General features: G+C 56.4%; 25 protein-coding genes and 1 CRISPR repeat array. Of the genes, 3 read left to right on the top strand and 22 right to left on the bottom strand.

Going from position 1 to position 22,646, the window contains the following annotated elements; genetic code table 11:
* Positions 1-16 precede the first annotated feature (16 nt).
* A complete protein-coding gene (ppsA, locus tag BM261_RS05425) occupies positions 17-2,404 on the bottom strand; it encodes a phosphoenolpyruvate synthase (RefSeq protein ID WP_074895989.1) in 2,388 nt (795 codons plus the stop codon).
* 423 nt (positions 2,405-2,827) lie between these two features.
* On the opposite strand from ppsA, the gene ppsR reads away from it, so the two are divergent.
* Complete coding sequence (gene ppsR / locus BM261_RS05420; RefSeq protein ID WP_074895986.1) at positions 2,828-3,646, top strand: posphoenolpyruvate synthetase regulatory kinase/phosphorylase PpsR; 819 nt, start codon at positions 2,828-2,830, stop codon at positions 3,644-3,646.
* Positions 3,647-3,732: 86 nt separating this feature from the next.
* On the opposite strand, the gene BM261_RS05415 is transcribed toward ppsR, so the two are convergent.
* Complete coding sequence (locus BM261_RS05415; RefSeq protein WP_074896237.1) at positions 3,733-3,957, bottom strand: sulfurtransferase TusA family protein; 225 nt, start codon at positions 3,955-3,957, stop codon at positions 3,733-3,735.
* 136 nt (positions 3,958-4,093) lie between these two features.
* Here BM261_RS05415 and BM261_RS05410 point away from each other — a divergent pair, with 136 nt between their 5' ends.
* Positions 4,094-4,714, top strand: coding sequence for a CNP1-like family protein (locus tag BM261_RS05410; RefSeq protein WP_074895984.1), 621 nt, complete (start codon positions 4,094-4,096; stop codon positions 4,712-4,714).
* A 137-nt stretch (positions 4,715-4,851) separates the two neighbouring features.
* Here the strand turns inward: BM261_RS05410 and nadE are convergent, their stop codons facing one another.
* The 10 genes from nadE to BM261_RS05360 form a co-directional block, all read right to left on the bottom strand.
* On the bottom strand, positions 4,852-5,643 hold the full coding sequence (gene nadE, locus BM261_RS05405; RefSeq protein ID WP_074895981.1) for an NAD(+) synthase: 792 nt from the start codon (positions 5,641-5,643) through the stop codon (positions 4,852-4,854).
* Between the two features lie 74 nt (positions 5,644-5,717).
* The gene (locus BM261_RS05400; protein ID WP_074895978.1) at positions 5,718-5,900 is read right to left on the bottom strand and encodes a zf-HC2 domain-containing protein; all 183 of its coding nucleotides are present in this window, start codon (positions 5,898-5,900) and stop codon (positions 5,718-5,720) included.
* Positions 5,901-5,910: 10 nt separating this feature from the next.
* Complete coding sequence (locus tag BM261_RS05395) at positions 5,911-6,501, bottom strand: sigma-70 family RNA polymerase sigma factor (RefSeq protein ID WP_074895975.1); 591 nt, start codon at positions 6,499-6,501, stop codon at positions 5,911-5,913.
* A complete protein-coding gene (locus BM261_RS05390) occupies positions 6,498-7,253 on the bottom strand; it encodes an HvfC/BufC family peptide modification chaperone (RefSeq protein WP_083426652.1) in 756 nt (251 codons plus the stop codon). Before BM261_RS05390 ends, BM261_RS05395 begins: the two co-directional genes overlap by 4 nt.
* Positions 7,234-8,094, bottom strand: coding sequence for an HvfB family MNIO-type RiPP peptide maturase (locus BM261_RS05385; protein ID WP_074895972.1), 861 nt, complete (start codon positions 8,092-8,094; stop codon positions 7,234-7,236). Before BM261_RS05385 ends, BM261_RS05390 begins: the two co-directional genes overlap by 20 nt.
* Before the next feature lie 116 nt (positions 8,095-8,210).
* Positions 8,211-8,528, bottom strand: a complete 318-nt coding sequence (locus BM261_RS05380) for an HvfA family oxazolone/thioamide-modified RiPP metallophore (RefSeq protein ID WP_049250249.1) — start codon at positions 8,526-8,528, stop codon at positions 8,211-8,213.
* A gap of 107 nt (positions 8,529-8,635) precedes the next feature.
* Entirely contained in the window at positions 8,636-9,079 is a 444-nt protein-coding gene (locus BM261_RS05375; protein WP_074895970.1) for an HvfX family Cu-binding RiPP maturation protein, read from the bottom strand.
* A 194-nt stretch (positions 9,080-9,273) separates the two neighbouring features.
* Entirely contained in the window at positions 9,274-9,606 is a 333-nt protein-coding gene (locus BM261_RS05370; RefSeq protein WP_074895967.1) for a general secretion pathway protein GspG, read from the bottom strand.
* Between the two features lie 20 nt (positions 9,607-9,626).
* Complete coding sequence (locus BM261_RS05365) at positions 9,627-10,484, bottom strand: segregation and condensation protein A (protein WP_074895964.1); 858 nt, start codon at positions 10,482-10,484, stop codon at positions 9,627-9,629.
* A gap of 87 nt (positions 10,485-10,571) precedes the next feature.
* Entirely contained in the window at positions 10,572-11,282 is a 711-nt protein-coding gene (locus tag BM261_RS05360; protein ID WP_074895961.1) for an S-methyl-5'-thioinosine phosphorylase, read from the bottom strand.
* A gap of 141 nt (positions 11,283-11,423) precedes the next feature.
* Here BM261_RS05360 and uvrC point away from each other — a divergent pair, with 141 nt between their 5' ends.
* The gene (uvrC, locus tag BM261_RS05355; protein ID WP_074895957.1) at positions 11,424-13,259 is read left to right on the top strand and encodes an excinuclease ABC subunit UvrC; all 1,836 of its coding nucleotides are present in this window, start codon (positions 11,424-11,426) and stop codon (positions 13,257-13,259) included.
* Positions 13,260-13,331: 72 nt separating this feature from the next.
* Here uvrC and BM261_RS05350 read toward each other — a convergent pair whose 3' ends face one another.
* From BM261_RS05350 to BM261_RS05305, 10 genes are all read right to left on the bottom strand, one after another.
* A complete protein-coding gene (locus BM261_RS05350) occupies positions 13,332-15,011 on the bottom strand; it encodes a cation acetate symporter (protein ID WP_074895954.1) in 1,680 nt (559 codons plus the stop codon).
* Complete coding sequence (locus BM261_RS05345) at positions 15,008-15,328, bottom strand: DUF485 domain-containing protein (protein WP_074895951.1); 321 nt, start codon at positions 15,326-15,328, stop codon at positions 15,008-15,010. The genes BM261_RS05350 and BM261_RS05345 overlap by 4 nt, the downstream gene beginning before the upstream one ends.
* Positions 15,329-15,570: 242 nt before the next feature.
* Positions 15,571-16,467 carry an Hsp33 family molecular chaperone HslO gene (hslO, locus tag BM261_RS05340; protein WP_074895948.1) on the bottom strand — a complete coding sequence of 299 codons (897 nt, stop codon included), beginning with the start codon at positions 16,465-16,467 and terminating at the stop codon, positions 15,571-15,573.
* Between the two features lie 228 nt (positions 16,468-16,695).
* Positions 16,696-16,806 carry a methionine/alanine import family NSS transporter small subunit gene (locus tag BM261_RS05335; RefSeq protein ID WP_040665779.1) on the bottom strand — a complete coding sequence of 37 codons (111 nt, stop codon included), beginning with the start codon at positions 16,804-16,806 and terminating at the stop codon, positions 16,696-16,698.
* On the bottom strand, positions 16,803-18,338 hold the full coding sequence (locus tag BM261_RS05330; protein WP_074895945.1) for a sodium-dependent transporter: 1,536 nt from the start codon (positions 18,336-18,338) through the stop codon (positions 16,803-16,805). Before BM261_RS05330 ends, BM261_RS05335 begins: the two co-directional genes overlap by 4 nt.
* 207 nt (positions 18,339-18,545) lie before the next feature.
* Positions 18,546-19,367: a symmetrical bis(5'-nucleosyl)-tetraphosphatase gene (locus BM261_RS05325; RefSeq protein ID WP_074895942.1), complete on the bottom strand. Its 822-nt coding sequence runs from the start codon at positions 19,365-19,367 to the stop codon at positions 18,546-18,548.
* Positions 19,368-19,516: 149 nt separating this feature from the next.
* A complete protein-coding gene (gene recX, locus BM261_RS05320; protein WP_074895939.1) occupies positions 19,517-19,966 on the bottom strand; it encodes a recombination regulator RecX in 450 nt (149 codons plus the stop codon).
* An 80-nt stretch (positions 19,967-20,046) separates the two neighbouring features.
* Positions 20,047-20,763 carry a phosphoglycolate phosphatase gene (locus tag BM261_RS05315; protein WP_074895936.1) on the bottom strand — a complete coding sequence of 239 codons (717 nt, stop codon included), beginning with the start codon at positions 20,761-20,763 and terminating at the stop codon, positions 20,047-20,049.
* Between the two features lie 84 nt (positions 20,764-20,847).
* A complete protein-coding gene (locus tag BM261_RS05310; protein WP_074895934.1) occupies positions 20,848-21,552 on the bottom strand; it encodes a 5'-methylthioadenosine/adenosylhomocysteine nucleosidase in 705 nt (234 codons plus the stop codon).
* Positions 21,553-21,571: 19 nt separating this feature from the next.
* A complete protein-coding gene (locus tag BM261_RS05305; protein WP_070452740.1) occupies positions 21,572-22,051 on the bottom strand; it encodes an S-ribosylhomocysteine lyase in 480 nt (159 codons plus the stop codon).
* Positions 22,052-22,206: 155 nt separating this feature from the next.
* Positions 22,207-22,640: direct repeats of the CRISPR family, unit length 31 nt; unit sequence GTTTCAACACACAGCCGCCTGAAGGCGGCTG.
* Positions 22,641-22,646: the final 6 nt, after the last annotated feature.

Raw genomic sequence — 22,646 nt, 5'->3', positions numbered from 1 at the left:
TTTCACGCCAATCCGTTTATTTCTTCACTTCTTTGGCCAGATACAACCAAGTTTCAATCACGGTATCGGGGTTCAACGAAACGGTATCGATGCCCTCTTCCACCAGCCATTTGGCAAAATCGGGATGGTCTGACGGGCCTTGCCCGCAGATGCCGACATATTTGTTGTGCTTGCGGCAGGCGGAAATGGCCAGATGCAGCATAACTTTAACCGCAGGATTACGCTCGTCGAAAGAGGAAGCAATCGAACCACCGCTGTCGCGGTCCACACCCAAAGTCAGCTGGGTCATATCGTTTGAGCCGATAGAGAAACCGTCGAAATACTGCAGGAATTGCTCGGCCAAAAGCGCGTTGCTCGGCACTTCGCACATCATAATCAGGCGCAGGCCGTTTTTGCCGCGCTCCAAGCCGTTGGCTTTCAATGCCTTAACCACAGCTTCCGCTTCAGACAAGGTGCGGACGAACGGAATCATGATTTCGACGTTGGTCAGCCCCATGTCGTCGCGGACGCGTTTCAAGGCACGGCATTCCAAGGCGAAACATTCGGCAAAGTCTTCGGAAACATAACGCGCCGCACCGCGGAAGCCCAACATTGGGTTTTCTTCGTGCGGTTCGTAACGGCTGCCGCCAATCAAGCCCATGTACTCGTTGGATTTGAAATCGGACATCCGCACGATGACCTTGCGCGGAAATACGGAAGCGGCCAGCGTGGACACGCCCTCGGCAATTTTATCCACATAGAAATCGACCGGAGAGGCATAGCCGGCGATACGGTCTTCGATTTCCTCGCGGACGTCTTCGTCTTGACGTTCGAGCTCGAGCAATGCTTTCGGATGGATGCCGATTTGGCGGTTGATGATAAATTCCATGCGCGCCAAGCCGATGCCTTCGCTGGGCAGGCTGGAGAACGAGAAGGCCAATTCGGGATTGCCCACGTTCATCATGATTTTTACCGGCGATGCGGGCATGTTGTCCAAAGCGATGTCGCTGACTTCCACATTCAGCAAACCGTCGTAAATAAAGCCGGTGTCGCCTTCGGCACAAGAAACCGTTACTTCCTGACCTTCCTGCAGGACGGAAGAGGCGTTGCCGCAGCCGACGACGGCCGGAATACCCAATTCGCGCGCGATAATCGCCGCATGGCAGGTACGTCCGCCACGGTTGGTAACGATGGCTGCCGCGCGTTTCATCACCGGCTCCCAATCGGGGTCGGTCATGTCGGTAACCAATACGTCGCCTTCTTTCACGCTGTCCATCTCGGAAGCGTCTTTCACCAGACGCACTTTGCCTTGGCCGACCTTCTGACCGATGGCCCGGCCTTCGGCCAATACTTTCTTCTCGCCGGAAATCGTGTAACGGCGCAGGCTGCGGCCGCTTTCCTCTTGGGATTTAACGGTTTCGGGACGTGCCTGCAAGATATAGATTTTACCGTCCACGCCGTCGCGGCCCCATTCGATGTCCATCGGGCGGCCGTAGTGTTCTTCGATAATCAGCGCATATTGTGCCAACTCGGTAATTTCTTCGTTACTGATGGAAAACTGTTTGCGCTGCTCGGCCGGAACGTCCACCACCTGCACGGACTTGCCCGCCTGAGCCTGTTCGGTAAACACCATTTTAATCAGTTTCGAACCCATGGTTTTACGCAACACGGCGGGACGGCCGGCACGCAAAGTCGGTTTATGGACATAGAATTCGTCGGGGTTTACCGCGCCTTGAACCACCATTTCACCCAAACCGTAGGACGAGGTCACGAAGACGACTTGATCGAAGCCGCTTTCGGTATCCAGCGTAAACATTACGCCCGAAGCGCCGCTGTCGGAGCGCACCATGCGCTGCACGCCTGCCGACAAGGCCACGATATCGTGCGCGAAACCTTTGTGGACGCGGTAGGAAATGGCGCGGTCGTTGTAAAGCGAAGCAAAAACGTGCTTCATGGCTTCTTTGACGTTGTCCAGCCCGTTGATATTCAGGAAAGTTTCCTGCTGTCCGGCAAAAGAGGCATCCGGCAGGTCTTCGGCGGTGGCGGATGAGCGCACGGCAACGGAAATCGCGTCGGTGCCCGCATCGGCCGTCATTTTGTTCCAGGCTTCTTCAACCGCGCGGTCCAGCTCTTCCGGAAACGGCGTTTCCAAAATCCACTGGCGGATTTCTTTGCCGACGCGCGCCAATTCGTTCACGTCGTCCACATCCAGCGCGGCCAGTGCGGCGGAAATACGTTCGCTCAGGCCGTTATGCGCCAAGAATGCGCGGTAGGCTTCCGCCGTTGTGGCGAAACCGCCCGGCACGCGCACGCCTTTTTCTGTCAGTTGGCTAATCATCTCGCCGAGGGAAGCGTTTTTTCCGCCAACGCGCTCCACATCGGTCATACGCAGATTTTCAAACCAGATAACATAATTTTCAGCCATTTGTGTCGTCCAAAATAAAGGTTGGGAAAGGTAAAGGATTCAGCGCGGCATTGTAACCAGCCTGTGCCTTCGTGTCATGCTTTTTTCAGACGGCCCGTGTGTTTCGGCCGTCTGAAAATTGCGCTCCGCCTCATTGTAGTCGAGTGAAACAAAATCCGACCGACAAATGTAAAACCGATGTAAACACCACCAAATCTTATAGTTAAATGATATTGCAAACCCCTAATCAAGCAAATTTTACGCACAACAAAGAAATTTTATGCTGATAAAAAAATTAAAAAGAAATTTAATAGCTAAATTATATTTGACCAAAATTTCATGTAGCACCATGTAGCATCCATCCCGCACTTCAATTTCAGACGGCATCTTGCTATCATCCGCACCTGTTTTCCAAACCAGACAGCGAAAGAGAGCCACATCATTATGTCGCGCAGACACGCCTTTTTTATTTCCGACCGCACCGGCCTGACTTCCGAAAGCATGGGCGAAGCCTTGCTCGACCAATTTCAGGAAGTGAAATTCAAACGCTCCACCTACCCTTTCGTCGATACGCCGGACAAAGCCCGTGCGATGGTAAAAATCATTGAAACCGCCGCCAATCAGACCGCCATGCGGCCTTTGGTTTTCTCCAGCATCATCAACGAAGAAATCCGCGACATCATCCGCAACAGCCCGGGCCTGCACCTGAGTTTTTTCGATGCCTTCCTCGGCATATTGGAAAAAGAACTGGGCACCAAGGCCCGCAACGAAGTCGGACGCAATCACGGCATCGCCGACACCGCCCGCTACGATGCCCGCATGGAAGCGGTAAACTTCACCCTCAACCACGACGACGGCGTCAGCGACAAAGACCTGAAAGATGCCGACGTAATCCTGATGGGCGTATCGCGCAGCGGAAAAACCCCGACCTGCCTGTATCTCGCCCTGCAATACGGCATCCGCGCCGCCAACTACCCGCTCACGCCCGACGACCTCGACAAACCCGACCTGCCACCGATGGTGAAACAATACCGCAATAAAATCTACGGCCTCACCATCAAGCCCGAACGACTGGCCGACATCCGTGAAGAACGCCGCCCGAATTCGAACTACGCCAGCATCTCCACCTGCAAACAGGAAGTGGCCGACGCGCAGGCCATGTTCCGCCGCTTCGACATCCCGTTCACCAACACCACGCACAAATCGGTGGAAGAACTCGCCGCCAGCATCATGCAGGCCTGCGGGCTGAAACGGCGTTTCTAAACGCGCACACGGTTCAGGCCGTCTGAAACACCGTTGTCCCGGTTTTCAGACGGCCTGAACCTTTATCCGCCGCAGCCTATTGCAGCCTATTTATGCCGGATAACCAGCCTGAACACACCTTCCCGCTCCTCCGAAGCCAGCAGCACATGGCCGGTTTGGCGGCAGAACGCGGCAAAATCGTCCGGCGCGCCCGCATCCGTGACATCGACCGTCAAAACGTCGCCGCAGACCAAAGCGGCCAAAGCCTTTTTCGCCCTCAAAATCGGCAGCGGGCATTTCAGCCCGGTTACATCCAGATAATGTTCGCTCATTTTCATCGCCTCAAATCAAAAGCGGCGGATTATACGCCTTTCGTCGGCATACCGCCCCACGGTACGGCAAAACTTGTCTGCCGACCCGCCGTTGGTGCTAGAATCCGCCGCACAACCTCCCACACAAGGAAATGACATGCCAAGAAAATACGCCGCCCTATTCGCCCTCCTGCTTACCGCCCCCTTTGCCCAAGCGGAAAGGTTCAGCCTGAAAGAAAACGAAAACAGCTCACGCTATGTGGAAACCGAGGCCGACATCAAACGCCGCACCTTCACCGAAGCGGAAGAAGCCCTGCCCCCCTTCCCTGCCGAAGGCACAAAATGGTTCGAACTCTACGTTTCCCCCACCTTCGACAAACACCTCCTGATTTCCCCCGACAGCATCCATGCGGCCGAAGACGGCACCGTACGCTACGTCCTCAACCTCCGTTCGGGAAAAGGCATTGACAACATCAGCAGCGAGGCACTGTATTGCGCGCCCGGCTCGTTCTCCAGCCAACAAGGCAAAAAACACTCTTATAAAATTTATGCCTACGGCGACCCCGTAAACAAACGCTGGATCAAGGCACGCAATCCGCAATGGCAGGAATTGGGCGGCGCAGCCACCAGCAATGCCGCCGTACGCGCCGTACTCCACGATGTCTGGTGCATGGACGGCATACCGTCCGGAGACGGCGCACTGCTGGAGCGGCTGAACATACGCGGCGGCAAATATGAAGCCGACGGCCGCCGAAGCGACCGTGAAACCAAAAAATAAAAACCGTCCGGTTTTTAAGCAAACAAAACCGACAAACATCGAGGCCGTCTGAAAACTGTTTTTCAGACGGCCTCAAAGCATGTATAGCGGATAACGGCACCGTCTTTCGGGTCAATCCGTTTCACTGCCGCCATGCCCTATGCCAACCACTCCTTCGGCACGTTGCAGACCGGAATCGGTTGGATTTTGTGCTGCGCGGCACGGTTCAGACGGCGGTAAATCGCCAGCACTTCGCGCTGCCGCCCTTCGAAATCTTCGGGCTGCTTGTCGGCTGGGATGTCCATCGCCCATTCCAATTCGGGATAACTCGCGCCCATTTGCTGTTCGTCGGTGCGCTCGGTGTCCCACAGGCCGTCGGTAGGAACGGCTTTCCGTATCGCCTCGATAATATTCAGACTTTCGGCCAAACGGTAAACCTGAGTTTTGGTGAGGTCGGCAATCGGGCTGATGTCCACGCCGCCGTCACCGTATTTGGTGAAGAAACCCACGCCGAAATCTTCGATTTTGTTGCCCGTCCCCGTAACCAGAAGGCCGTTGATTTGGCCGTAGTAATACAGGGTCAGCATACGCAGGCGGGCGCGGCTGTTGGCCAGCGCGAGCTGCTTGGCCGGATACTCGGCCTCGCTGACCTCCACCGTGTCGGCAAAGCAGTTGAAGGCGGGGGTAAGGTCGACGCGCAGGCTGCGGACGTTGGCAAAACGGCTTTGCAAATCGGCAATGTGCTGCTGCGCGCGGTCGATTTGTTCGGCCTGCTGGCGGATGGGCATTTCCAACAGCAGCACGTCGAGGCCTGTTCGGGCGGCCAATGCGGAAACGACGGCGGAATCGATGCCGCCGGAAATGCCGACGATAAAGCCTTTAACGCGCGCCTGGCCGGCATAGTCGTGCAGCCAGCGGACGATGTGTTCGATAACGGCTTGTGTTTGCATGATTTTCTCTTTCGGATGTTTGTTTCAGACGGCCTTTTCGATGCAGAGGCCGTCTGAAAACAGATAAACGGGATTTAGGAATATTTGTCGGACAGCCATTTTTTCAGGTTTTCGCGCAGAAAGGCAAGCTGTTTGCGGTAGCGGCGGCAGAGCGGGCAGACGGCCAGGTGGAAGTTAAGCAGGACGCGTTCGCGCAGGGTCAGTTTCCTGTCTTGCGCTTCGGACAGCAGTTTGCAGGCTTCGCGGCATTTGAACATGTTTTCCTCCTTACGCGCCGATGTCGAACCAGCGCAGTTGCAGACAGCGGCGCAGGCTGTTGCGTGCCCGGTGCAGGATGACGTAGCAGTTGTCCCGCCCGATGCCGAAGCGGCCGCAGATTTCTTCTACTTCCATGCCCATGATTTCTCGCAGGTAGAAGATGCGGGCGGTGTCTTCCGGCAGGCCGCCGAGGCAGTTTTCCAGCGTGCGGAAAAAATCCTGCTGTTCGGCATAGTCTTCCGGCGGCCGCCAGGCGGCGGGGGCGGCGGTTTCGAGCCAGTGGCCGCCGGCATCGAAGCAGGAGTGCCAGGCTTGGTCGGCGGCTTCGTTTTCTTCGCACAGGCTGTCGAGGCTGACGGCGGTGCGCCTGCCGCTGCGGAAATGGTCGGCGATTTTGTTTTTGAGAATGGCCGTTACCCAGGTTTTCAAATCGGCTTCTTCGCGGAATTGGCCGAGCTTGCTCCAAGCGGCGGCAAGGGTTTCCTGCACGATGTCTTCCGCCTGCGCCCGGTCGCGCAGTTGGATGAGTGCGAACCGCAGGAGGCCGGGGCGCAGGGCGGCAAGCAGGCGGCCGTAGGTGTCTTGTCCGGGCGTGGTCATAAATCCCGATTCCGCCCGGCAGGCGCGGGCAGCAGCACGCCTGCTTCCACCCAGCTTCGGACGGTCTCTTCCAGCCAATCTGAAGCGTCGAGGCCGTCTGAAAGCGCGGCCAGTTGCGCCGAGATGCCCGACAGCGTGTCCGCGCCCGCTTCTTGGAAGTGGTTCAGCAGTAACAGGTCGGCTCCGTCGAGGGCGGCGTAATATACTTTGCCCGCGTTGCCGCGCCAGGTGAGCACGTCGGCGGCCGCATCGTCTATGCGTTCGAGGCCGGAAGAGACGAAGTCGCAGGGATAGTGTTTCAGCCGCGCGCCTTCGGCCCAGCGCAATTCAGTGTTTTCGTCCCATTGCGGGGCGGCTTCGGGCTGGATGACGGTTTCGGCGTGCAGGAGGTCGGTTTCGAAAGCCATCATGTGCAGGATGTTTTCAGACGGCCTTTCGTTTTCCGGCCTGCTGCGGACGTAGTCGAGAAACTGTTTGGGGATGTCGTTGAAAAACGGCGACTGCGGGCGGGCTTCGAGCAGGAAACGCCGTTGCAGGTCCTGCCACAGGCCGGCTTCGGCGAAACCGCCGGAAGCACTGAAGCATAAGTCGATGAAACTTTTCAGGTTGTTCAGCAGCAGGCGGCGGTAGACGCCGAGCCGTCCGATGTCCACGCCTTCGGGGGCTTGCGCCGCGCCGCGCGCATAGTCGGCCAAGGCCGTCTGAAAGGCCGCGCTGCGGCCGCTTCCGTTGTCAGGCTGCATGGTTTTCATGACGCTCCTGCTCCGTTTGTTGTTGGATTCGTGCGATGCGTGCCACTTCCGCTTCGAGTTCGGCAAACGGCGGCAGGTTGTTGTCGCGTTCGAGCAGGGTCGGCACGCTGTGCGGCAGGCGGCGGCAGGTGTAGGCGAAGAGTTCCCATACGTCGCCGCAAACGGCCTGCCCGTGAGTATCAATCAGCAGGTCGTTCCCTTCCCGGTCGTGTCCGGCCATGTGCATATAGGTAACGCGCCCCGCGTCCACTTGGTCGATGAAGTCGTGCGCGGCCAACAGCTTGTGGTTGAAGGCATTGACGTAGATGTTGTTCACGTCGAGGTGGATGTCGCAGTCGGCTTCCCGTGCGACGGCGTTGAGGAATTCCACTTCGCTCATTTCAGCCAGCGGGCTGTGGGCGTAATAGGAGGTGTTTTCCACCGCAATCCGCATTTCCAATATTTCCTGCACCTGACGGATGCGCGCGGCGGTGTGGCGCACGGATTCCCAGGTAAACGGCAGCGGCAAAAGGTCGTATACAAAACCGTTGTCGCCGCAATAGCTCAGGTGCTCGGAAAAAAAGCCGATGCGGTAGCGGGCGATAAAATCTTTAATTTGTTTCAGGAAATCCACCCGCAACGGGTCTTGTCCGCCCAAGGAAAGCGACAAGCCGTGGCAGGCGATGGGGAAGCGTTCCGCCACTTGGTCGAACTGCCTGCGCGCCGCGCCACCCATCCGCATCCAGTTTTCCGGTGCGACTTCGATAAAGCGGATGGGGCTGCCTGCGGGGTCGAGGTGCAGGAAATCCTCCGCCATCGCGCGCTTGTAGCCCAAGCCCGCGCCTTGAAGTGTGGTTGCCATATCGTTCCTTTCGAAATCGGATGTTCCTGTAAGGAGGGCCGTCTGAAAGCGCGTTTTAACGTTGTCAAAACGGATTGTGCCTTTTCAGACGGCCTCGTTTTATTTATGCGGCCGAATTAGTGGCTGCCGCATTTGCCTTCGCCGCATGCGCCTTCGGCCGCTTTAGGGGCGGCTTTTTTGGCGGCTGCGCATTTGCCTTCGGCCGCTTTGCTTTTGGCGGCACCGCATTTGGCTTCGGCTGCTTTGCCTTTTGCAGCGGGTTTGGCCGCGCCGCATTTGCCTTCGCCGCATGCGCCTTCAGCTGCTTTTTTCGCTGCCGCTTTGGCCGGAACGGTTTGTGCGGGTTTTGCGTTTTGGTCGGCAGCGGCGGCAGCCTGGGTGCCCATCAAAGCCAATGCACCGGCCAGAGCGGCCAAAGAAGAAGTGGTTTTCATATGTTTACTCCTGAGTGTTAAAAACGAATGAATATGCCGGAAACAGTCCGGCAGGCTGTAAAAGGCCGTCTGAAAGCAAGATTTCCGTCTTTCAGACGGCCTGAAAGCTATTTTTTGCGGAAAAGCAGGTAATCCAGCGAATACTTTCCCGCGCCCTGCAACAGCAGGGGCAACAGTAGCAGCAGGTAAATGAAGGCCATTTTATAGCCGTTGTCGCACACATTGTAACCGTTGCCCGCGTGCACCGCATACCAGGCCACAGCGGTCAGTATCATCAATGCCAGCGCACCCAGGCGCGTCAGCAGGCCCAACACCAGCAAAACGGGTACGACCAATTCCGCCCCCATCGCCAGATTCCAGCTCCAACCCGCCGGCAGCAGGTCGAAGGGAAACGGAAACGCGTCCCGTATATCGGCAAACCAGTTTTCGCCGCGCCATTTGGCCAAGCCTGCCTCGCCGAATTCGTAGGCGGCAAACAGCCGCAACGCCAACATTGAAATGCCTTTGCCGAAATCTTCCGTCGAGCGGCAAAGGCCGAGCGTTTTATCCATAAGAAACTTCCTCCGATGTCTTGATGCACGCTTAGACGGCGAAGGCGGCCGTTTCTTACAAATAAAGGGAAATAATTTTAGTTTTTTCTATAAGCCGATGAATGGAAATGAAATAAATTTAAATCAAATCGGCAAGTCATTTCCTTCGCTGCCGTTTCAAGGTGCGGACAGGCGGTTCCTGCCTGCAGGCCCACTCAATCGGCTTCATGCCCGTGCGCGCAGCTGCAACCGCAGGTATGCCCTGCCTCATGCCATTCTTCCTCTTCGCCGTCGAAGGTTTCCATATCGTCAAATTCGCCGTTTTCCAACATGGCTGCCAGTTCGTCGATGTCGTGCGCGCCCTCCACCCAAAAACAGGGTTCCTCGGGGGCGGCATCCGGCGGCAGGACTGCCGCCGTACCTTCGTACCAGGCCGCCCAATAGCCGTTGGCCGTCTGAAAAAAGCGGGCGTCGGGATGTATGGTTTCGCCTTCGGTATTGACCAGCATCCGGGCGGCAATTTCGTTTTGAAACGGCAGTGTATCCATTTTCGGGTTTCCTTGTCGGTTTATTCCGCCTGTGCCGCTGCGGCATCGGGCGCGGTTTTTTCGTTCGGCGCGTCGTTCAGGCTGATTTCGATTTCGGCGTAATTCTCCGGCTGAACGATTCTGACCAGCCCTTCTTTCGCCAGTTCCAAAAGCGCGATAAAGGTAACGACCACATAGGCCGGGCCTTGCGACGGGCGGAACAGTTCGGAAAAACGGCAGGGCGCGGTTTGCAGGCGGCGCAGGATGCCGCTCATTTGCGCGCGGACGGACACGGCCTCCTGTATGATCTCATGGCTTTTGTTGTGTTTGGCCCTGGAGAGGATGGCCAGCCAGGCCTGCGTCAGGTCGGATAGGACGACTTCGGGCAGGCGGACTTCGGCGGCGATTTCCAGCGGCAGGTATGCCCAGGCGAAATCCCGTCCGGCACGCGGCAGCGCGTCCAAGCCCTGCGCCGCCAGTTTCATTTGTTCGTAGGCCAGAAGGCGGCGCACCAGTTCCGCACGCGGGTCGGCCTCTTCGCCGTCTTCCGTTTCGGCGGTACGCGGCAGCAGCAGCCGCGATTTGATTTCAATCAGCACCGCCGCCATCAGCAGGTATTCCGCCGCCAAATCAAATTGCTGCGCCTCGATTTGGGCGATGTAGTGCAGGTATTGCTCGGTGATTTTAATCATCGGGATATCCAGCACGTCGATATTCTGCTTGCGGATGAGGTAGAGCAGCAAGTCCAGCGGCCCTTGAAAACTGCCCAAGACGACTTTCAGCGCGTCCGGCGGGATAAACAAATCTTGCGGCAGGTCGATTACGGGCCGGCCGAACACCCAGGCGATGGCCTGTGCATTCTGTGCGGGCGGAGTGGAAAAAGATGTGGCGTGATTCATGGTTTAATAGCTTGAAACGATGTATTCCGCCCCGCTGAAACGGCCTTTGCGGACGACAAAGGGTATCCTTCCATTTCCGGCTCCCGTTTACCAATCCGCCAGAAGGCGGCGGATTTGTTCGATGGCATCATAGGATTTCCGGCTGCGTTCGTCCGCCGCCGCACCGTCGTCGGCATGGGCGACGATGCCGCACAGGTGGGCATAGGGCAGGCCGACTTCGCGCGCCAATACCGCTTCGGGCATGCCGGTCATGCCGAATATGTCTACGCCGTCCCGCCGCAAACGCCGCATTTCGGCACGGGTCGGCGTGCGCGGCCCCTGCAGGCAGCCGTATACCGCCTGCGGCAACAGCACGGTCTCGCGCGCGGCGGCGTGTTCGAGTAGGGTTTGGCGCAAAGCCGCATCGTAAGGTTCGGTAAAGTCGGTATGGACTACGCCGCAGTTGTCGTTTTCAAAGAAGGTGGCGGAACGGGCACTGGTGTAATCAATCAAATCGTCGGGCAAAACCAGCGAGCCCGACCGCCAATCGCTATTTAACGACGTAACCGCCGATACCGCGATAATTCCGACAACGTCCAACGACTTCAACGCCCAAATATTGGCGCGGTAATTGATTTCGTGCGGCGCGAGCGTGTGGTTCAGGCCGTGCCGCGCCAAAAACACCAGCTCGCGGCCGCCGCTCCTGCCGGTGAGCAGCGGCGCGCTGGGCAGGCCGTATGGCGTGCGGACGATTCTGCGTCCGGTGATTTCGAGTTCGGGAATGCGGGTCAGGCCGCTGCCTCCGATAACGGCAAACATGTCTTTATTGCTCCGGCAGGTAAAAGGGCGGCATTATAGCAGGCTGTCCGAACTGTTTGTTTTCATCTGCCGTAGGTTTCCTTTTCAGACGGCCTGCTATAATTCAGGCCGTCTGAAAACTATACCAACACCACCCACTCCATGACCACGGACTTCGACATCCCCCTCTTCCTCAAAAACCTGCCCAACCTGCCCGGCGTATACCGTTTTTTCGACGAAGGCGGCAGCGTCTTATACGTCGGCAAAGCGGTCAACCTCAAGCGGCGCGTGTCCGGCTATTTCCAGAAAAACGACCATTCCCCGCGCATCGCCTTGATGGTGAAACAGGTTCACCACATCGAAACCACCATCACGCGTTCCGAAGCCGAAGCCCTGATTCTCGAAAACAACTTCATCAAAGCCCTGTCGCCCAAATACAATATCCTTTTCCGCGACGACAAAAGCTATCCCTACCTCATGCTCAGCGGGCATCAATATCCGCAGATGGCGTATTACCGCGGCACGCTGAAAAAGCCCAACCAATACTTCGGCCCCTATCCCAACAGCAACGCCGTGCGCGACAGCATGCAAGTCCTGCAAAAAGTCTTTATGCTGCGTACCTGCGAAGACAGCGTGTTCGAACACCGAGACCGCCCTTGCCTGCTGTATCAAATCAAACGCTGCACCGCGCCCTGCGTCGGACACATCAGCGAAGAAGACTACCGCGACAGCGTGCGCCAAGCCGCCACCTTCCTCAACGGCAAAACCGACGAACTGACCCGCACCCTGCAACACAAAATGCAGACCGCCGCCGCCAACCTGCAATTTGAAGAAGCCGCCCGCTACCGCGACCAAATCCAAGCACTCGGCATCATGCAGAGCAACCAGTTCATCGACAGCAAAAACCCGAACAACCCCAACGACATCGACCTGCTCGCGCTCGCCGTTTCAGACGGCCTCGTCTGCGTACACTGGGTCAGCATACGCGGCGGGCGGCACGTCGGCGACAAAAGCTTCTTCCCCGACACCAAAAACGACCCCGAACCAAACGGGCAAGACTACGCCGAAGCCTTCGTTGCCCAACACTATCTGGGCAAAAGCAAACCCGACATCATCATCAGCAACTTCCCCGTCCCCGACGCATTGAAAGAAGCCTTAGAGGGCGAACACGGCAAACAAATGCAGTTCGTGACCAAAACCATAGGCGAACGCAAAGTTTGGCTGAAAATGGCGGAACAAAACGCACAAATGGCAATAGCCCAACGCCGCCTGCAACAAAGCAGCCAGCAACACCGCATCGACGAGTTGGCAAAAATCTTGAACATGAATTCAGACGACCTCAACCGCCTCGAATGCTTCGACATCAGCCACACCCAAGGCGAAGCCACCATCGCCTCCTGTGTCGTGTACGACGAACAAAATATCCAACCCTCGCAATACCGACGCTACAACATCACCACCGCCAAACCCGGCGACGACTACGCCGCCATGCGCGAAGTCCTCACCCGCCGCTACGGCAAAATGCAGGAAGCCGAAGCCAACGGCGAGACCGTTAAATGGCCTGATGTCGTATTGATTGACGGCGGCAAAGGACAAATCGGCATCGCCGTATCCGTATGGGAAGAACTCGGGCTGCACATTCCCTTGGTCGGCATCGCCAAAGGCCCCGAACGCAAAGCCGGCATGGAAGAACTCATCCTCCCGTTCACCGGCGAAACCTTCCGCCTGCCCCCGCACAGCCCCGCCCTGCACCTCCTGCAAACCGTACGCGACGAATCGCACCGCTTCGCCATCACGGGACACCGCAAAAAACGCGACAAAGCCCGCGTTACCTCGTCCCTCAGCGACATCCCCGGCGTAGGCAGCAAACGCCGCCAAGCCCTGCTCACCCGCTTCGGCGGCCTGCGCGGCGTCGTTGCCGCCAGCAAAGAAGATTTGGAACAAGTCGAAGGCATCAGCAAGGCATTGGCGGAAACCATTTACGAGCATCTGCATTAAACGGCTGCCGTACAAAAAAGGCTGTCTGAAAACCTGAAACCTCGGTTTTCAGACAGCCTTTGCACAACATCATCAATGGTCGGAAGCCTTTTCCGCCCCTATACCGGTCATCGAACGGACATACTGCTCTTCATAACCGGCCTTGTCTTCTTCGGCACGGGCAGATTTGTCGGTTATTGAAGCCAGCCAAGCCGCAATAAAGGCAGCGGGGATGCTGAAAATGGCGGGTGAACCGTAGGGGAAGACGGGCGATTCGAAATGAAACACGCTAACCCACACACTCGGCCCCAAAATAATCATCACCAGCGACAGCAGCAGGCCGGTATAACCGCCGACAACCGCACCGCGTGTGGTCAATCCTTTCCAAAACATCGACAGTGCCAAAATCGGAAAATTGGCCGAAGCCGCCACGGCAAAAGCCAAGCCGACCATGAAGGCAACGTTTTGATTTTCAAAAATCAAGCCGAAAATAATCGACAAAACACCCAAAATCAGCACGGTAGCGCGTGAAACCCGCATTTCCTCATGGGAAGTGGCCTTTCCTTTGCGGATTACCGACGCATAGATGTCATGGCTTACCGCTGAAGCACCCGACAGGGTCAAACCCGCCACCACGGCCAAAATAGTTGCGAATGCCACCGCCGAAATAAAGCCTAAGAACATATTGCCGCCCAAGGCTTCGGACAAATGCACCGCCGCCATATTGCTGCCGCCTATCATCTCATAAACGGTTTTGCCGTCTTTCACCATTTCTGCGAAAAAATTCGGATTGTCCTTGGTTACAAAAATAATGGCGCCGAAACCGATAATAAAAGTCAGGATATAGAAGTAGCCGATAAAGCCCGTGGCGACAAACACCGATTTGCGCGCTTCCTTCGCGTCCGGCACGGTGAAAAACCTCATCAGGATGTGCGGCAGGCCAGCCGTACCGAACATTAAAGCCAATCCGAGCGACAACGCATCAATCGGGTCTTTTACCAAACCGCCCGGCTCCAAAATTTTGCTGCCTTTTTCATGAATGGACACCGCTTTGGCAAACATCTGCTCCATACTGAAGCCCGATGCCTTCAAAATCACGAAAGCCATGAAACTCGCACCCGACAACAGCAGCACAGCTTTAATCATCTGCACCCAAGTAGTTGCCAACATTCCGCCGAACAACACATACGCCACCATCAAAACACCGACAATAACCACGGCCGACAGATAATTCATGCCGAACAACAACTGAATCAGCTTGCCTGCGCCGACAATCTGCGCAATCAGGTACAGCATCACCACCAGAATCGAACCGGAAGCAGCCAAGAGGCGGACCGGCGTTTGCTGCAAACGGTAGGCCACCACGTCGGAAAAGGTAAACTTGCCCAAATTCCGCAGCCGTTCGGCCACCAAGAACAACACCAGCGGCCAACCGACCAAAAAGCCGGTGGAATAAATCAAACCGTCATACCCGCGCGTGAACACCATGGCGGAAATGCCGAGGAAAGACGCTGCTGACATAAAGTCGCCCGCAATCGCCAAACCGTTTTGAAACCCCGAAATTCCGCCGCCCGCCGTGTAAAAATCCTTGGACGATTTGTTTTTCTTTGCCGCCCACTTGGTGATAAACAGCGTGGCGCCGACGAAAATAAAAAACATCACCACCGCAGGAACATTCAGCGGGCGTTGCTGCACCTCGCCGGAAATAGCGTCTGCCGCCCATGCGGTGTTAGCGGCCAAGCAGGCTGCAAAGGCAAAATAAAATTTATTCATTTTTTCCCCTCCGTTACTTCGCGCACCACTTCGCGGGTAGTTTCTTCAAAACGGCCGTTGGCAACATAAACATAAATGCCGGTAATCGCCACCGCAAACAAAATCACGGCCAAGCCGATATAAATCCCCCAAGTCGTTATCCCGCCCTCGGACACGGGCGTGGCAAACGCCTGCGGATCGATGCCGAGATAGGCGACAAACAGCGTATAGACCGCAAACATCACGGCGGAAAACGTCCAGCCCAAAATCGATTTCTGTTTGGCCATGGTTTGGAACTTGGGATGCGACAGCACTTTGGAAGTTGTCTGCTTATCCATTTTTCAATCTCCTCTTACTTTGTGTTCAGCCGAAAAACCGGTATGGCGCGATTTAAAATCCCTGCAGACATTTTGGCTAATTTTATTTTCAGATGGGCATCATCAGTCTGCCTGATGGCCGGCGTGTCCGGCGTGTGCCCGCCGCTTCGTGCTGCCTTATCAAAACGGGTGTTCCGGCACGGCAAAGAATAGAGGCCGTCTGAAAAGTTTTCAGACGGCCTCTGTTGTCATGAAGTTTGCTATTACTGCAAACGGTGTTGCTCTTCGCGCACAGCATTCACCACGTCCGCACCAAACAGTGCGTTCACGTCCGTTTCGTCGAATACGTATTTTTCGTTGCAGAAATCGCAATCCACCGAAATGCTGCCCTCTTCCGCCACAATCGAACCGACTTCCTCACCGCCCAGCATCAGCAGCATGTCGCTGACTTTGCCGCGCGAGCAGGTGCAGGCGAATTCCAGCGTTTCCGGTTCGAAAACGCGCGGCGGGGTTTCGTGGAACAGGCGGTACAGCAGATGTTGCGCGTCTAATTTCAGCAGCTCCTCCGCCGTTACGGTATCGGCCAGCGCGGTAACGTGCGCCCATGCGTCTTCGTCCAAGGTTTCTTCCGGCAGACGCTGCAACAGCAGGCCGGACGCGGTATCGCCGCCGGCGGCCAGCGTGATGTGGGTTTCCAGCTGTTCGGAACGCAGCATGTAGTGGGTCAGCATTTCGGCGATGCTGCCGCCTTCCAGCGGTACCACGCCCTGCCACGGTTCGCCGTCCTGCGGCTGGACGGTAATGACGAATACACCGTTTTCGCCCAAGAGGTCGCGCAGGGTTTCGTTGCCGCCTATTTGCGCGGTTTCGTCCCAACGCGCGGTGGCGCGGCAGGTCTGGTTGGAAGTGGCTTCCACCACCAGCATTTTCAGACGGCCTTGCCCCTGAACCTGCACAATCAACGTGCCTTCGAGTTTCAGGTTGCTCGACAGCAGTGCGCCTGCGGCCAGCAATTCGCCCAACGCGCGGCGGATGGCGGCGGGATATTGTTTGCGGCCGACAATGTGCCGCCACACTTCCTCCAGCCGGACATGCAGGCCGCGGACGGGCATGTCGTCGAAAATAAAGCGGGTGCGTAAGTCTTGGTTGTTCGGGTTCATTTTTGTCCTTTTCAATCTCGGCAGTTCGTGCAGAATGTTGTGACGGCAAAGCGGAAACTTTGAAACACAGCCGCCGCCATTCTCCCACAAGCAGGAATCCGGAGGTTGGGCATAACGGCAATTCCCTTCCACTTCTGAAAAATCGAAGTCCGGATTCCCGACTGCGCGGGAATGGCGGCGGTTGTATATTTCCATCCGAGCCGTCGTCTTTTCAGACGGCCTGTATCTTTATTCCTCCTGCCCTTTCTGCTCTTTCGGCAGACGCAGGATGGAAACGACGAATCCGCCCCAAATCACTACCAGGGAAATCATCATCATAATAATGGCATTTGTGCTCATTCCAAGTCTCCTTCATTGTTGTCAATCGGGGCAATAGTGGCCGCGCTGCGGTGCCACGGCAGGAAGGTCAGGATGACGGACAATACGATGAGGCCGCCGGCCATACCCCAGCCCAGAATATTCAGGAACCAATCGGGATAACCGCTGTAGTTTTCCGCCAATAGGTCGCGGGTATCGAGGAACAGCATGTAACCCAACACATTAAGCGTGGTGAGGATGAAGAAGTTCCAGACAATGCCGATTTTGAAAGAGGAAACGGAATTGACGTGTTTGCGCAGCAGCGGCAGTTTTTCCCACACCACCAAAGCCAGCACATACATGAAACCGGCGGCCACGATGCCGTAAACGTTGATGAATTTGTCCAACACATCCAACACGGGCAGGCCCGTGGTCGTACCGAACAGCAGGGTGGAAATCACCGCCATCGGAATGCACACGGCCAATGTAGCCGGCACGCGCGCCACTTTCCATTTGTCCTGCACGGCGGCCACAATCACTTCCACCACGGAAATCAGGGAAGTAATGCCGGCGAACACCAGCGAACCGAAAAACAGTACGCCGATAATCGAGCCCAAGGGAGCCTGCACCTGATTGATGATGGTTGGGAAGGCGATAAAGGCCAAGCCGATGCCGGAAGAAGCAACATTGCTGACTTCCTTACCCTGCGAGGCGGCCATAAAGCCCAATGCGGCAAACACGCCGATACCGGCCAATACTTCGAAACTGCTGTTGGCAAAGCCGACCACCAAACCGGTGCTGCCCAAATCGGATTTGGGTTTCAGATACGACGAATAGGTAATCATGATGCCGAAACAGATGGAAAGCGAGAAGAAAATCTGCCCGTAAGCCGCCACCCACACGCCCGGTTCGGCCAACTTAGACCACTTGGGCGTAAACAGCGCGTCCAAGCCTTTGGCTGCGCCCGGCAGCGTGAGCGAAATGCCGACCATCAAAACGAACATCACCACCAAAAGCGGCATAAAGAAAGTAGACGCGCGCGCCACGCCTTTCTGCACGCCTGCGGCCAGGATGAAGATGGTAAACAGCCACACGCCGATCAGCGGCCACAATACGCTGCCGACAAAATCCAAACCCAAACCGGGGTCTTTCGCCATTTTCAGGTATTCGCCGAAAAAGAAACTTTCGGGCTGCGCGCCCCATGTTCCGGTAACCGAATAGAAGGTATAGCTGACCGCCCAGCCAAGAATCACGGCGTAATAGGTACAAATTACGACGTTGGTCAGCACGTTCCACCAGCCGAACGGCTCGAAATATTTGGAAACGTGGCGAAAAGCCAACGGGGGCGAACCGCGATAACGGTGGCCAATGGCGTAATCGAGCAGCAGCAGCGGGATACCCGCCGTAATCAGCGCGATCAGATAGGGAATAATGAACGCGCCGCCGCCGTTGTCATAAGCGACATAGGGAAAACGCCAAATATTGCCCAAGCCCACCGCCGAACCGATGGCGGCAAACATAAAGGCTTTCCGGCTGGAAAAAGTTTCGCGCTGCGATTGTTGTTGTTCAGACACGAATGCACCTCCTTGATGTGATGGCCGCAGCCCGGACGGACCGCGGCGATGAATACAAAAAAGCGTCGGAAACGGGTTTCCGACCGATATAAAACGCCATCATACTGGTTTGTGTAAAGTTTTGCGAGTAGAAATTAATTTTTGCATTATTCCGTTACAAAAGGCCGTCTGAAAAACATTTTAAGAAAACCCTGCTTTCAGACGGCCTCACCAATCCAGCCTGCCGTGCGCGGCTTCCTGCACGATGCTGTGGTCGGCCAGATTGACGGCGGTCAGGCAGCCGCCCCACAGTGCGCCTGTATCGAGTGCCAGCACTTTTTTTTCCGCACTGTCGAGCAGGCCGAGTGCCGACCAATGGCCGAACACTATGGTGTGGTCGAGGTGGCGGCGGTTCGGCGCATCAAACCAGGCATGGAGGTGCGGCGGCATTTCAGACGGCGTGCTTTTGAAGTCGTAATCCAAACTGCCGTCGGCGTTTAAGGCGCGCATGCGGGTAAAGACGTTTACCAGCAGGCGCAATCTGTCCGCACCCCGCAAATCTTCCGACCAGGCGGCGGGTTTGTTGCCGTACATTTCGGCAAAATATTCGCCGTGTTTGCTGCGGCGCATGCTGTGTTCGACTTCGCGGGCAAACTCCGCCGCCTGCGCCGCCGTCCATTGCGGCAAAAGTCCGGCATGAACCATCAGATAGCTGTCTTTCTGCACCAGCAGCGGCTGATGGCGCAACCAGTCGCGCATTTTGTCGGCGTGTTTGTGCTTGACGATGGGCTCGATGGTATCGCGTTTTTTCATCGTGCCGTGGCCGTAGAGGACGGCCAGCAGGTGCAGGTCGTGGTTGCCGAGGATAATCTGCACGCTGTCTTCGTGCTTCATGCAGAATTTGAGGCTCTCCAGCGATTTGGGCCCGCGGTTGACGATGTCGCCCGTGAGCCAGAGCGTGTCGCAGCCGTGGTTGAATCCGATTTTGGTCAGCAGGGCTTCCAGTTCGTCGAAGCAGCCCTGTACGTCGCCGATTGCGTAATGTGCCATGATGTGTACATCCTTGATTTGCGGTGTGTTTGGTATGCGGGCGGTCAAACCTCCTCAAAGCGGCGGAAACGGCGAGCCGTTTTTTCATGCCCGGCCTGTTTTTCAGACGGCCTGCATACCTTGGTTTTATTGTGTTTCCGGCCGCCTGCCTATTCTCCTTCCGTCCAGGCCTGCCTTAAGGCCGTCTGAATAGTGTCGCCGTCGAAGCCGCGATAAGCCAAAAAGCGCATCTGTTTGAGTTTTTCGGCATAGTCGGCGGGCGGGCGTTTGAATTTTTTGCGCACCACTTCTACGGCGGAAGCCAATTCGTTGTCGCGGTCGGGTAGGAAGGCGCGCACGGTTTCTTCGTCCACGCCCTTTTGCGCCAAAGCCTGTTTCAGCCGCAATGAGCCGTGTTTGCGGCTTTTGCTGTGGATATAGGCTTCGGCATAACGTTCGTCGGACTGCCAGCGGCGGTCGGCGAATTCGTCCAGTACGCGCTCGATTTCCTCTTCATTCTCTGCATGCGGGGCAAGTTTGCGCTTGAGTTCGGCACGGCTGATTTCCTGACGTGAAAGGATGTCGAGTGCGCGGGCGCGGAGGGTTTTCTGCGGGTTCATAGGCCGTCTGAAAGGGTTTGATTGGGTGGGATGGGCGGAACGGGCCTTGAGGCCGTCTGAAAAACCGCTTCCGTCTGTTTTCAGACGGCCTTCTCTTTTTCTTCCCGCTGCGGGCGCAGGTTTTCGTAGATTTCCGGCAGCGAGCCGATTGTCCAATCCGGCCGCGTGGCTTCGTGTTTCGAGAGTTCGGCCATGTCGCCGTAGCCGAAGGTTACGCCTATGCTCGGGCAGCCCGCCGCTTTGGCAGCCAGGATGTCGTTGCGCGAATCGCCGACCATAATCATGTTTTCCACCGGAACGCCCAGCACTTCGGCGGCATGCAGCAGCGGCGCGGGCGAAGGTTTCTTCTCCGGCAGGCTGTCGCCGCCGAGTACGAGGCTGAAGTAGTCGGACAGGCCCAATGCTTCCAGCAGTTTGACCGCCAACACTTCGTTTTTGTTGGTAATCACCGCCAACGGGATACCGAGCGATTTCAATAATCCCAGCCCCGCTTCGGTTTCGGGATAGGCACGGGTGCGGTCGGCAATATGTTCTGCGTAATATTGAACAAACAGGGTAAAGCCCTGCGCCCACAGTTTTTCTTCTGCCCTACCGTCCACATTGCCAGTCAGCGCGCGGTGCACCAACACGGCAATGCCGTCGCCGACATAGCTTTCAACGGTCGGCTGCGGCAGCGGGGGCAGGTCGAGCGACGCACGCATGGCATTGGCGGCAGCCGCCAAATCGGGCAGCGAATCGCAAAGTGTGCCGTCCAAATCAAAGGCGGCGGCTTGAACGTGTTCTATCGTGCCGTTCACAAAATTCTCCTTCAAGGAAGAGGCCGTCTGAAAACGCAGGTTATATCAACCGAAAGCGGTCTTCAGACGGCCTTTTCAATACATTCACAACTCCCGAATCATCCCGTCCACCATTTCCGCCGAATGGACGGCGGCGGTTTGCAGGAACTCGTCAAAGCTGACATCCGCCTTCTCGTCGGCCGCATCGGATACGGCGCGGATAACGACAAACGGCAGGCCGAATTGGGCGCAGGTTTGCGCGATGGCCGCAGCCTCCATTTCCACCGCCTGCACATCGGGAAAGTTTTTGCGGATGGCGGCAACGGCCTCACTGCTGTGAACGAACTGATCACCACTAACAATCAGCCCGCGCCGTACTGCGGCATTCGGAAACGCTGCAGCCGCCCGCTCGGCAGCGGTTACCAAAGCATGGTCGGAAGCAAACGCCGGCGGCAGTTGCGGCACTTGGCCGATTGCATATCCGAAGGCGGTAACGTCCACATCGTGATGTGCGGTTTCACTGCCGATGACCACATCCCCCACTTTCAAGCCCTGCCCCAAACCGCCCGCGCTGCCGGTATTGATGACGCAGTCGGGAGAAAATTTGAGGATGGCCGTGGCAGTGGCCGCGGCGGCATTGACTTTGCCTATCCCGCTTAACGTCAGCACAATGCGTTTGCCGTGCAATTCGCCGCAATGGATTTCAAACGCGCCGAAACAGTGGCTTTCACGGTTATTCAGACGGCCTTTCAATAATTCAATTTCGGGCTGCATCGCGCCGATGACGGCAATGGTGCGGATAGCGTTCATCCCGTTTCCTTTCCCGAAATCAGGCAAACACTTGCGGCCACTCGCCGCGTTTGTCGAGCAGGCCGCGCGCGATTTGCTGCGCCCCTTCCAAACTGTGGCTGGCCGCCCAGCCGCACTGGACGACGTTGCAGGCCGGGACTTCCGTTGCGGATAAAACATCTTTCAATGTATTTTCAATCAGTTGCAAAACCTCGTCATAATCACCCATGTTCAGCAGGGCGATATAGAAACCGGTCTGACAACCCATGGGGCTGATGTCCACGATTTTATCAGAATGATTGCGCGACAATTCGGCCATCAGGTGTTCCAGCGAATGCAGGGACGGCATTTCCATATGGTCTTGATTGGGCTGGCAGACGCGCAGGTCGTATTTGTAGATTTTGTCGCCGAAATCGCCGTCGGTCACACAGGCCAGCCGCACATAAGGGGCTTTTACTTTGGTGTGGTCGAGATTGAAGCTCTCGACATTCATTTTTTTCTCAATTTGGATTTCGCTCATGACGAATCCCCTCGTTCGGTAGTGATAAAAACGGGGATTATACGCACCGCTTCAAATATTGACAAAACAGCAGATCATTTTAGCAAGGATATTTTTTGGCTATGGCTGTTTGAACGCCGTAGATCAAGATACCTCTTCAAAAGGAGATGGCGACCGTTTTAATATACAGCTGCCTGAAGGCGGCTGCCACCAATTCTAGCGGTAAGGAAACCGCCGTAGTGTTTCAACACGCAGCCGCCTGAAGGCGGCTGGGGATGGCTTCAAAAGTACCGTAGGCATAAAAATTCGTTTCAACACGCAGCCGCCCGAAGGCGGCTGGGATCGACATCGAAATCATCAGGATCAACGGATGGTTTCAACACACAGCCGCCTGAAGGCGGCTGGGCCGCGAAGTACCGATGAGTACGCTCGAGCTAATGTTTCAACACACAGCCGCCTGAAGGCGGCTGAAGGCGGCTGACTTCGGCCTGCCGTGGTTTGGCCGCATTTACGAGTTTCAACACACAGCCGCCTGAAGGCGGCTGCCTGTACCAAGGCTACATCATCGCCCAGAAACATGTTTCAACACACAGCCGCCTAAAGGCGGCTGGCGCGG

It is taken from the genome of Neisseria elongata subsp. elongata (genome assembly GCF_900113545.1).
Taxonomy (GTDB): Bacteria; Pseudomonadota; Gammaproteobacteria; order Burkholderiales; family Neisseriaceae; genus Neisseria; species Neisseria elongata.
This window is presented reverse-complemented; position numbering and strand designations above follow the sequence as displayed.

What these genes read in the sequence shown, in the direction of transcription:
- BM261_RS05375 (WP_074895970.1), bottom strand. Translation starts at nt 9,079, where the DNA reads ATGGATAAAACGCTCGGCCTTTGCCGCTCGACGGAAGATTTCGGCAAA.
- BM261_RS05385 (WP_074895972.1), bottom strand. Translation starts at nt 8,094, where the DNA reads ATGGCAACCACACTTCAAGGCGCGGGCTTGGGCTACAAGCGCGCGATG.
- ppsA (WP_074895989.1), bottom strand. Translation starts at nt 2,404, where the DNA reads ATGGCTGAAAATTATGTTATCTGGTTTGAAAATCTGCGTATGACCGAT.
- BM261_RS05395 (WP_074895975.1), bottom strand. Translation starts at nt 6,501, where the DNA reads ATGACCACGCCCGGACAAGACACCTACGGCCGCCTGCTTGCCGCCCTG.
- BM261_RS05410 (WP_074895984.1), top strand. Translation starts at nt 4,094, where the DNA reads ATGCCAAGAAAATACGCCGCCCTATTCGCCCTCCTGCTTACCGCCCCC.
- BM261_RS05310 (WP_074895934.1), bottom strand. Translation starts at nt 21,552, where the DNA reads ATGAACGCTATCCGCACCATTGCCGTCATCGGCGCGATGCAGCCCGAA.
- BM261_RS05400 (WP_074895978.1), bottom strand. Translation starts at nt 5,900, where the DNA reads ATGTTCAAATGCCGCGAAGCCTGCAAACTGCTGTCCGAAGCGCAAGAC.
- BM261_RS05325 (WP_074895942.1), bottom strand. Translation starts at nt 19,367, where the DNA reads ATGGCACATTACGCAATCGGCGACGTACAGGGCTGCTTCGACGAACTG.
- uvrC (WP_074895957.1), top strand. Translation starts at nt 11,424, where the DNA reads ATGACCACGGACTTCGACATCCCCCTCTTCCTCAAAAACCTGCCCAAC.
- nadE (WP_074895981.1), bottom strand. Translation starts at nt 5,643, where the DNA reads ATGCAAACACAAGCCGTTATCGAACACATCGTCCGCTGGCTGCACGAC.
- BM261_RS05380 (WP_049250249.1), bottom strand. Translation starts at nt 8,528, where the DNA reads ATGAAAACCACTTCTTCTTTGGCCGCTCTGGCCGGTGCATTGGCTTTG.
- BM261_RS05415 (WP_074896237.1), bottom strand. Translation starts at nt 3,957, where the DNA reads ATGAGCGAACATTATCTGGATGTAACCGGGCTGAAATGCCCGCTGCCG.
- BM261_RS05370 (WP_074895967.1), bottom strand. Translation starts at nt 9,606, where the DNA reads ATGGATACACTGCCGTTTCAAAACGAAATTGCCGCCCGGATGCTGGTC.
- BM261_RS05390 (WP_083426652.1), bottom strand. Translation starts at nt 7,253, where the DNA reads ATGAAAACCATGCAGCCTGACAACGGAAGCGGCCGCAGCGCGGCCTTT.
- ppsR (WP_074895986.1), top strand. Translation starts at nt 2,828, where the DNA reads ATGTCGCGCAGACACGCCTTTTTTATTTCCGACCGCACCGGCCTGACT.
- BM261_RS05335 (WP_040665779.1), bottom strand. Translation starts at nt 16,806, where the DNA reads ATGAGCACAAATGCCATTATTATGATGATGATTTCCCTGGTAGTGATT.
- BM261_RS05345 (WP_074895951.1), bottom strand. Translation starts at nt 15,328, where the DNA reads ATGGATAAGCAGACAACTTCCAAAGTGCTGTCGCATCCCAAGTTCCAA.
- recX (WP_074895939.1), bottom strand. Translation starts at nt 19,966, where the DNA reads ATGAACCCGCAGAAAACCCTCCGCGCCCGCGCACTCGACATCCTTTCA.
- BM261_RS05365 (WP_074895964.1), bottom strand. Translation starts at nt 10,484, where the DNA reads ATGAATCACGCCACATCTTTTTCCACTCCGCCCGCACAGAATGCACAG.
- BM261_RS05305 (WP_070452740.1), bottom strand. Translation starts at nt 22,051, where the DNA reads ATGAGCGAAATCCAAATTGAGAAAAAAATGAATGTCGAGAGCTTCAAT.
- hslO (WP_074895948.1), bottom strand. Translation starts at nt 16,467, where the DNA reads ATGAACCCGAACAACCAAGACTTACGCACCCGCTTTATTTTCGACGAC.
- BM261_RS05360 (WP_074895961.1), bottom strand. Translation starts at nt 11,282, where the DNA reads ATGTTTGCCGTTATCGGAGGCAGCGGCCTGACCCGCATTCCCGAACTC.
- BM261_RS05350 (WP_074895954.1), bottom strand. Translation starts at nt 15,011, where the DNA reads ATGAATAAATTTTATTTTGCCTTTGCAGCCTGCTTGGCCGCTAACACC.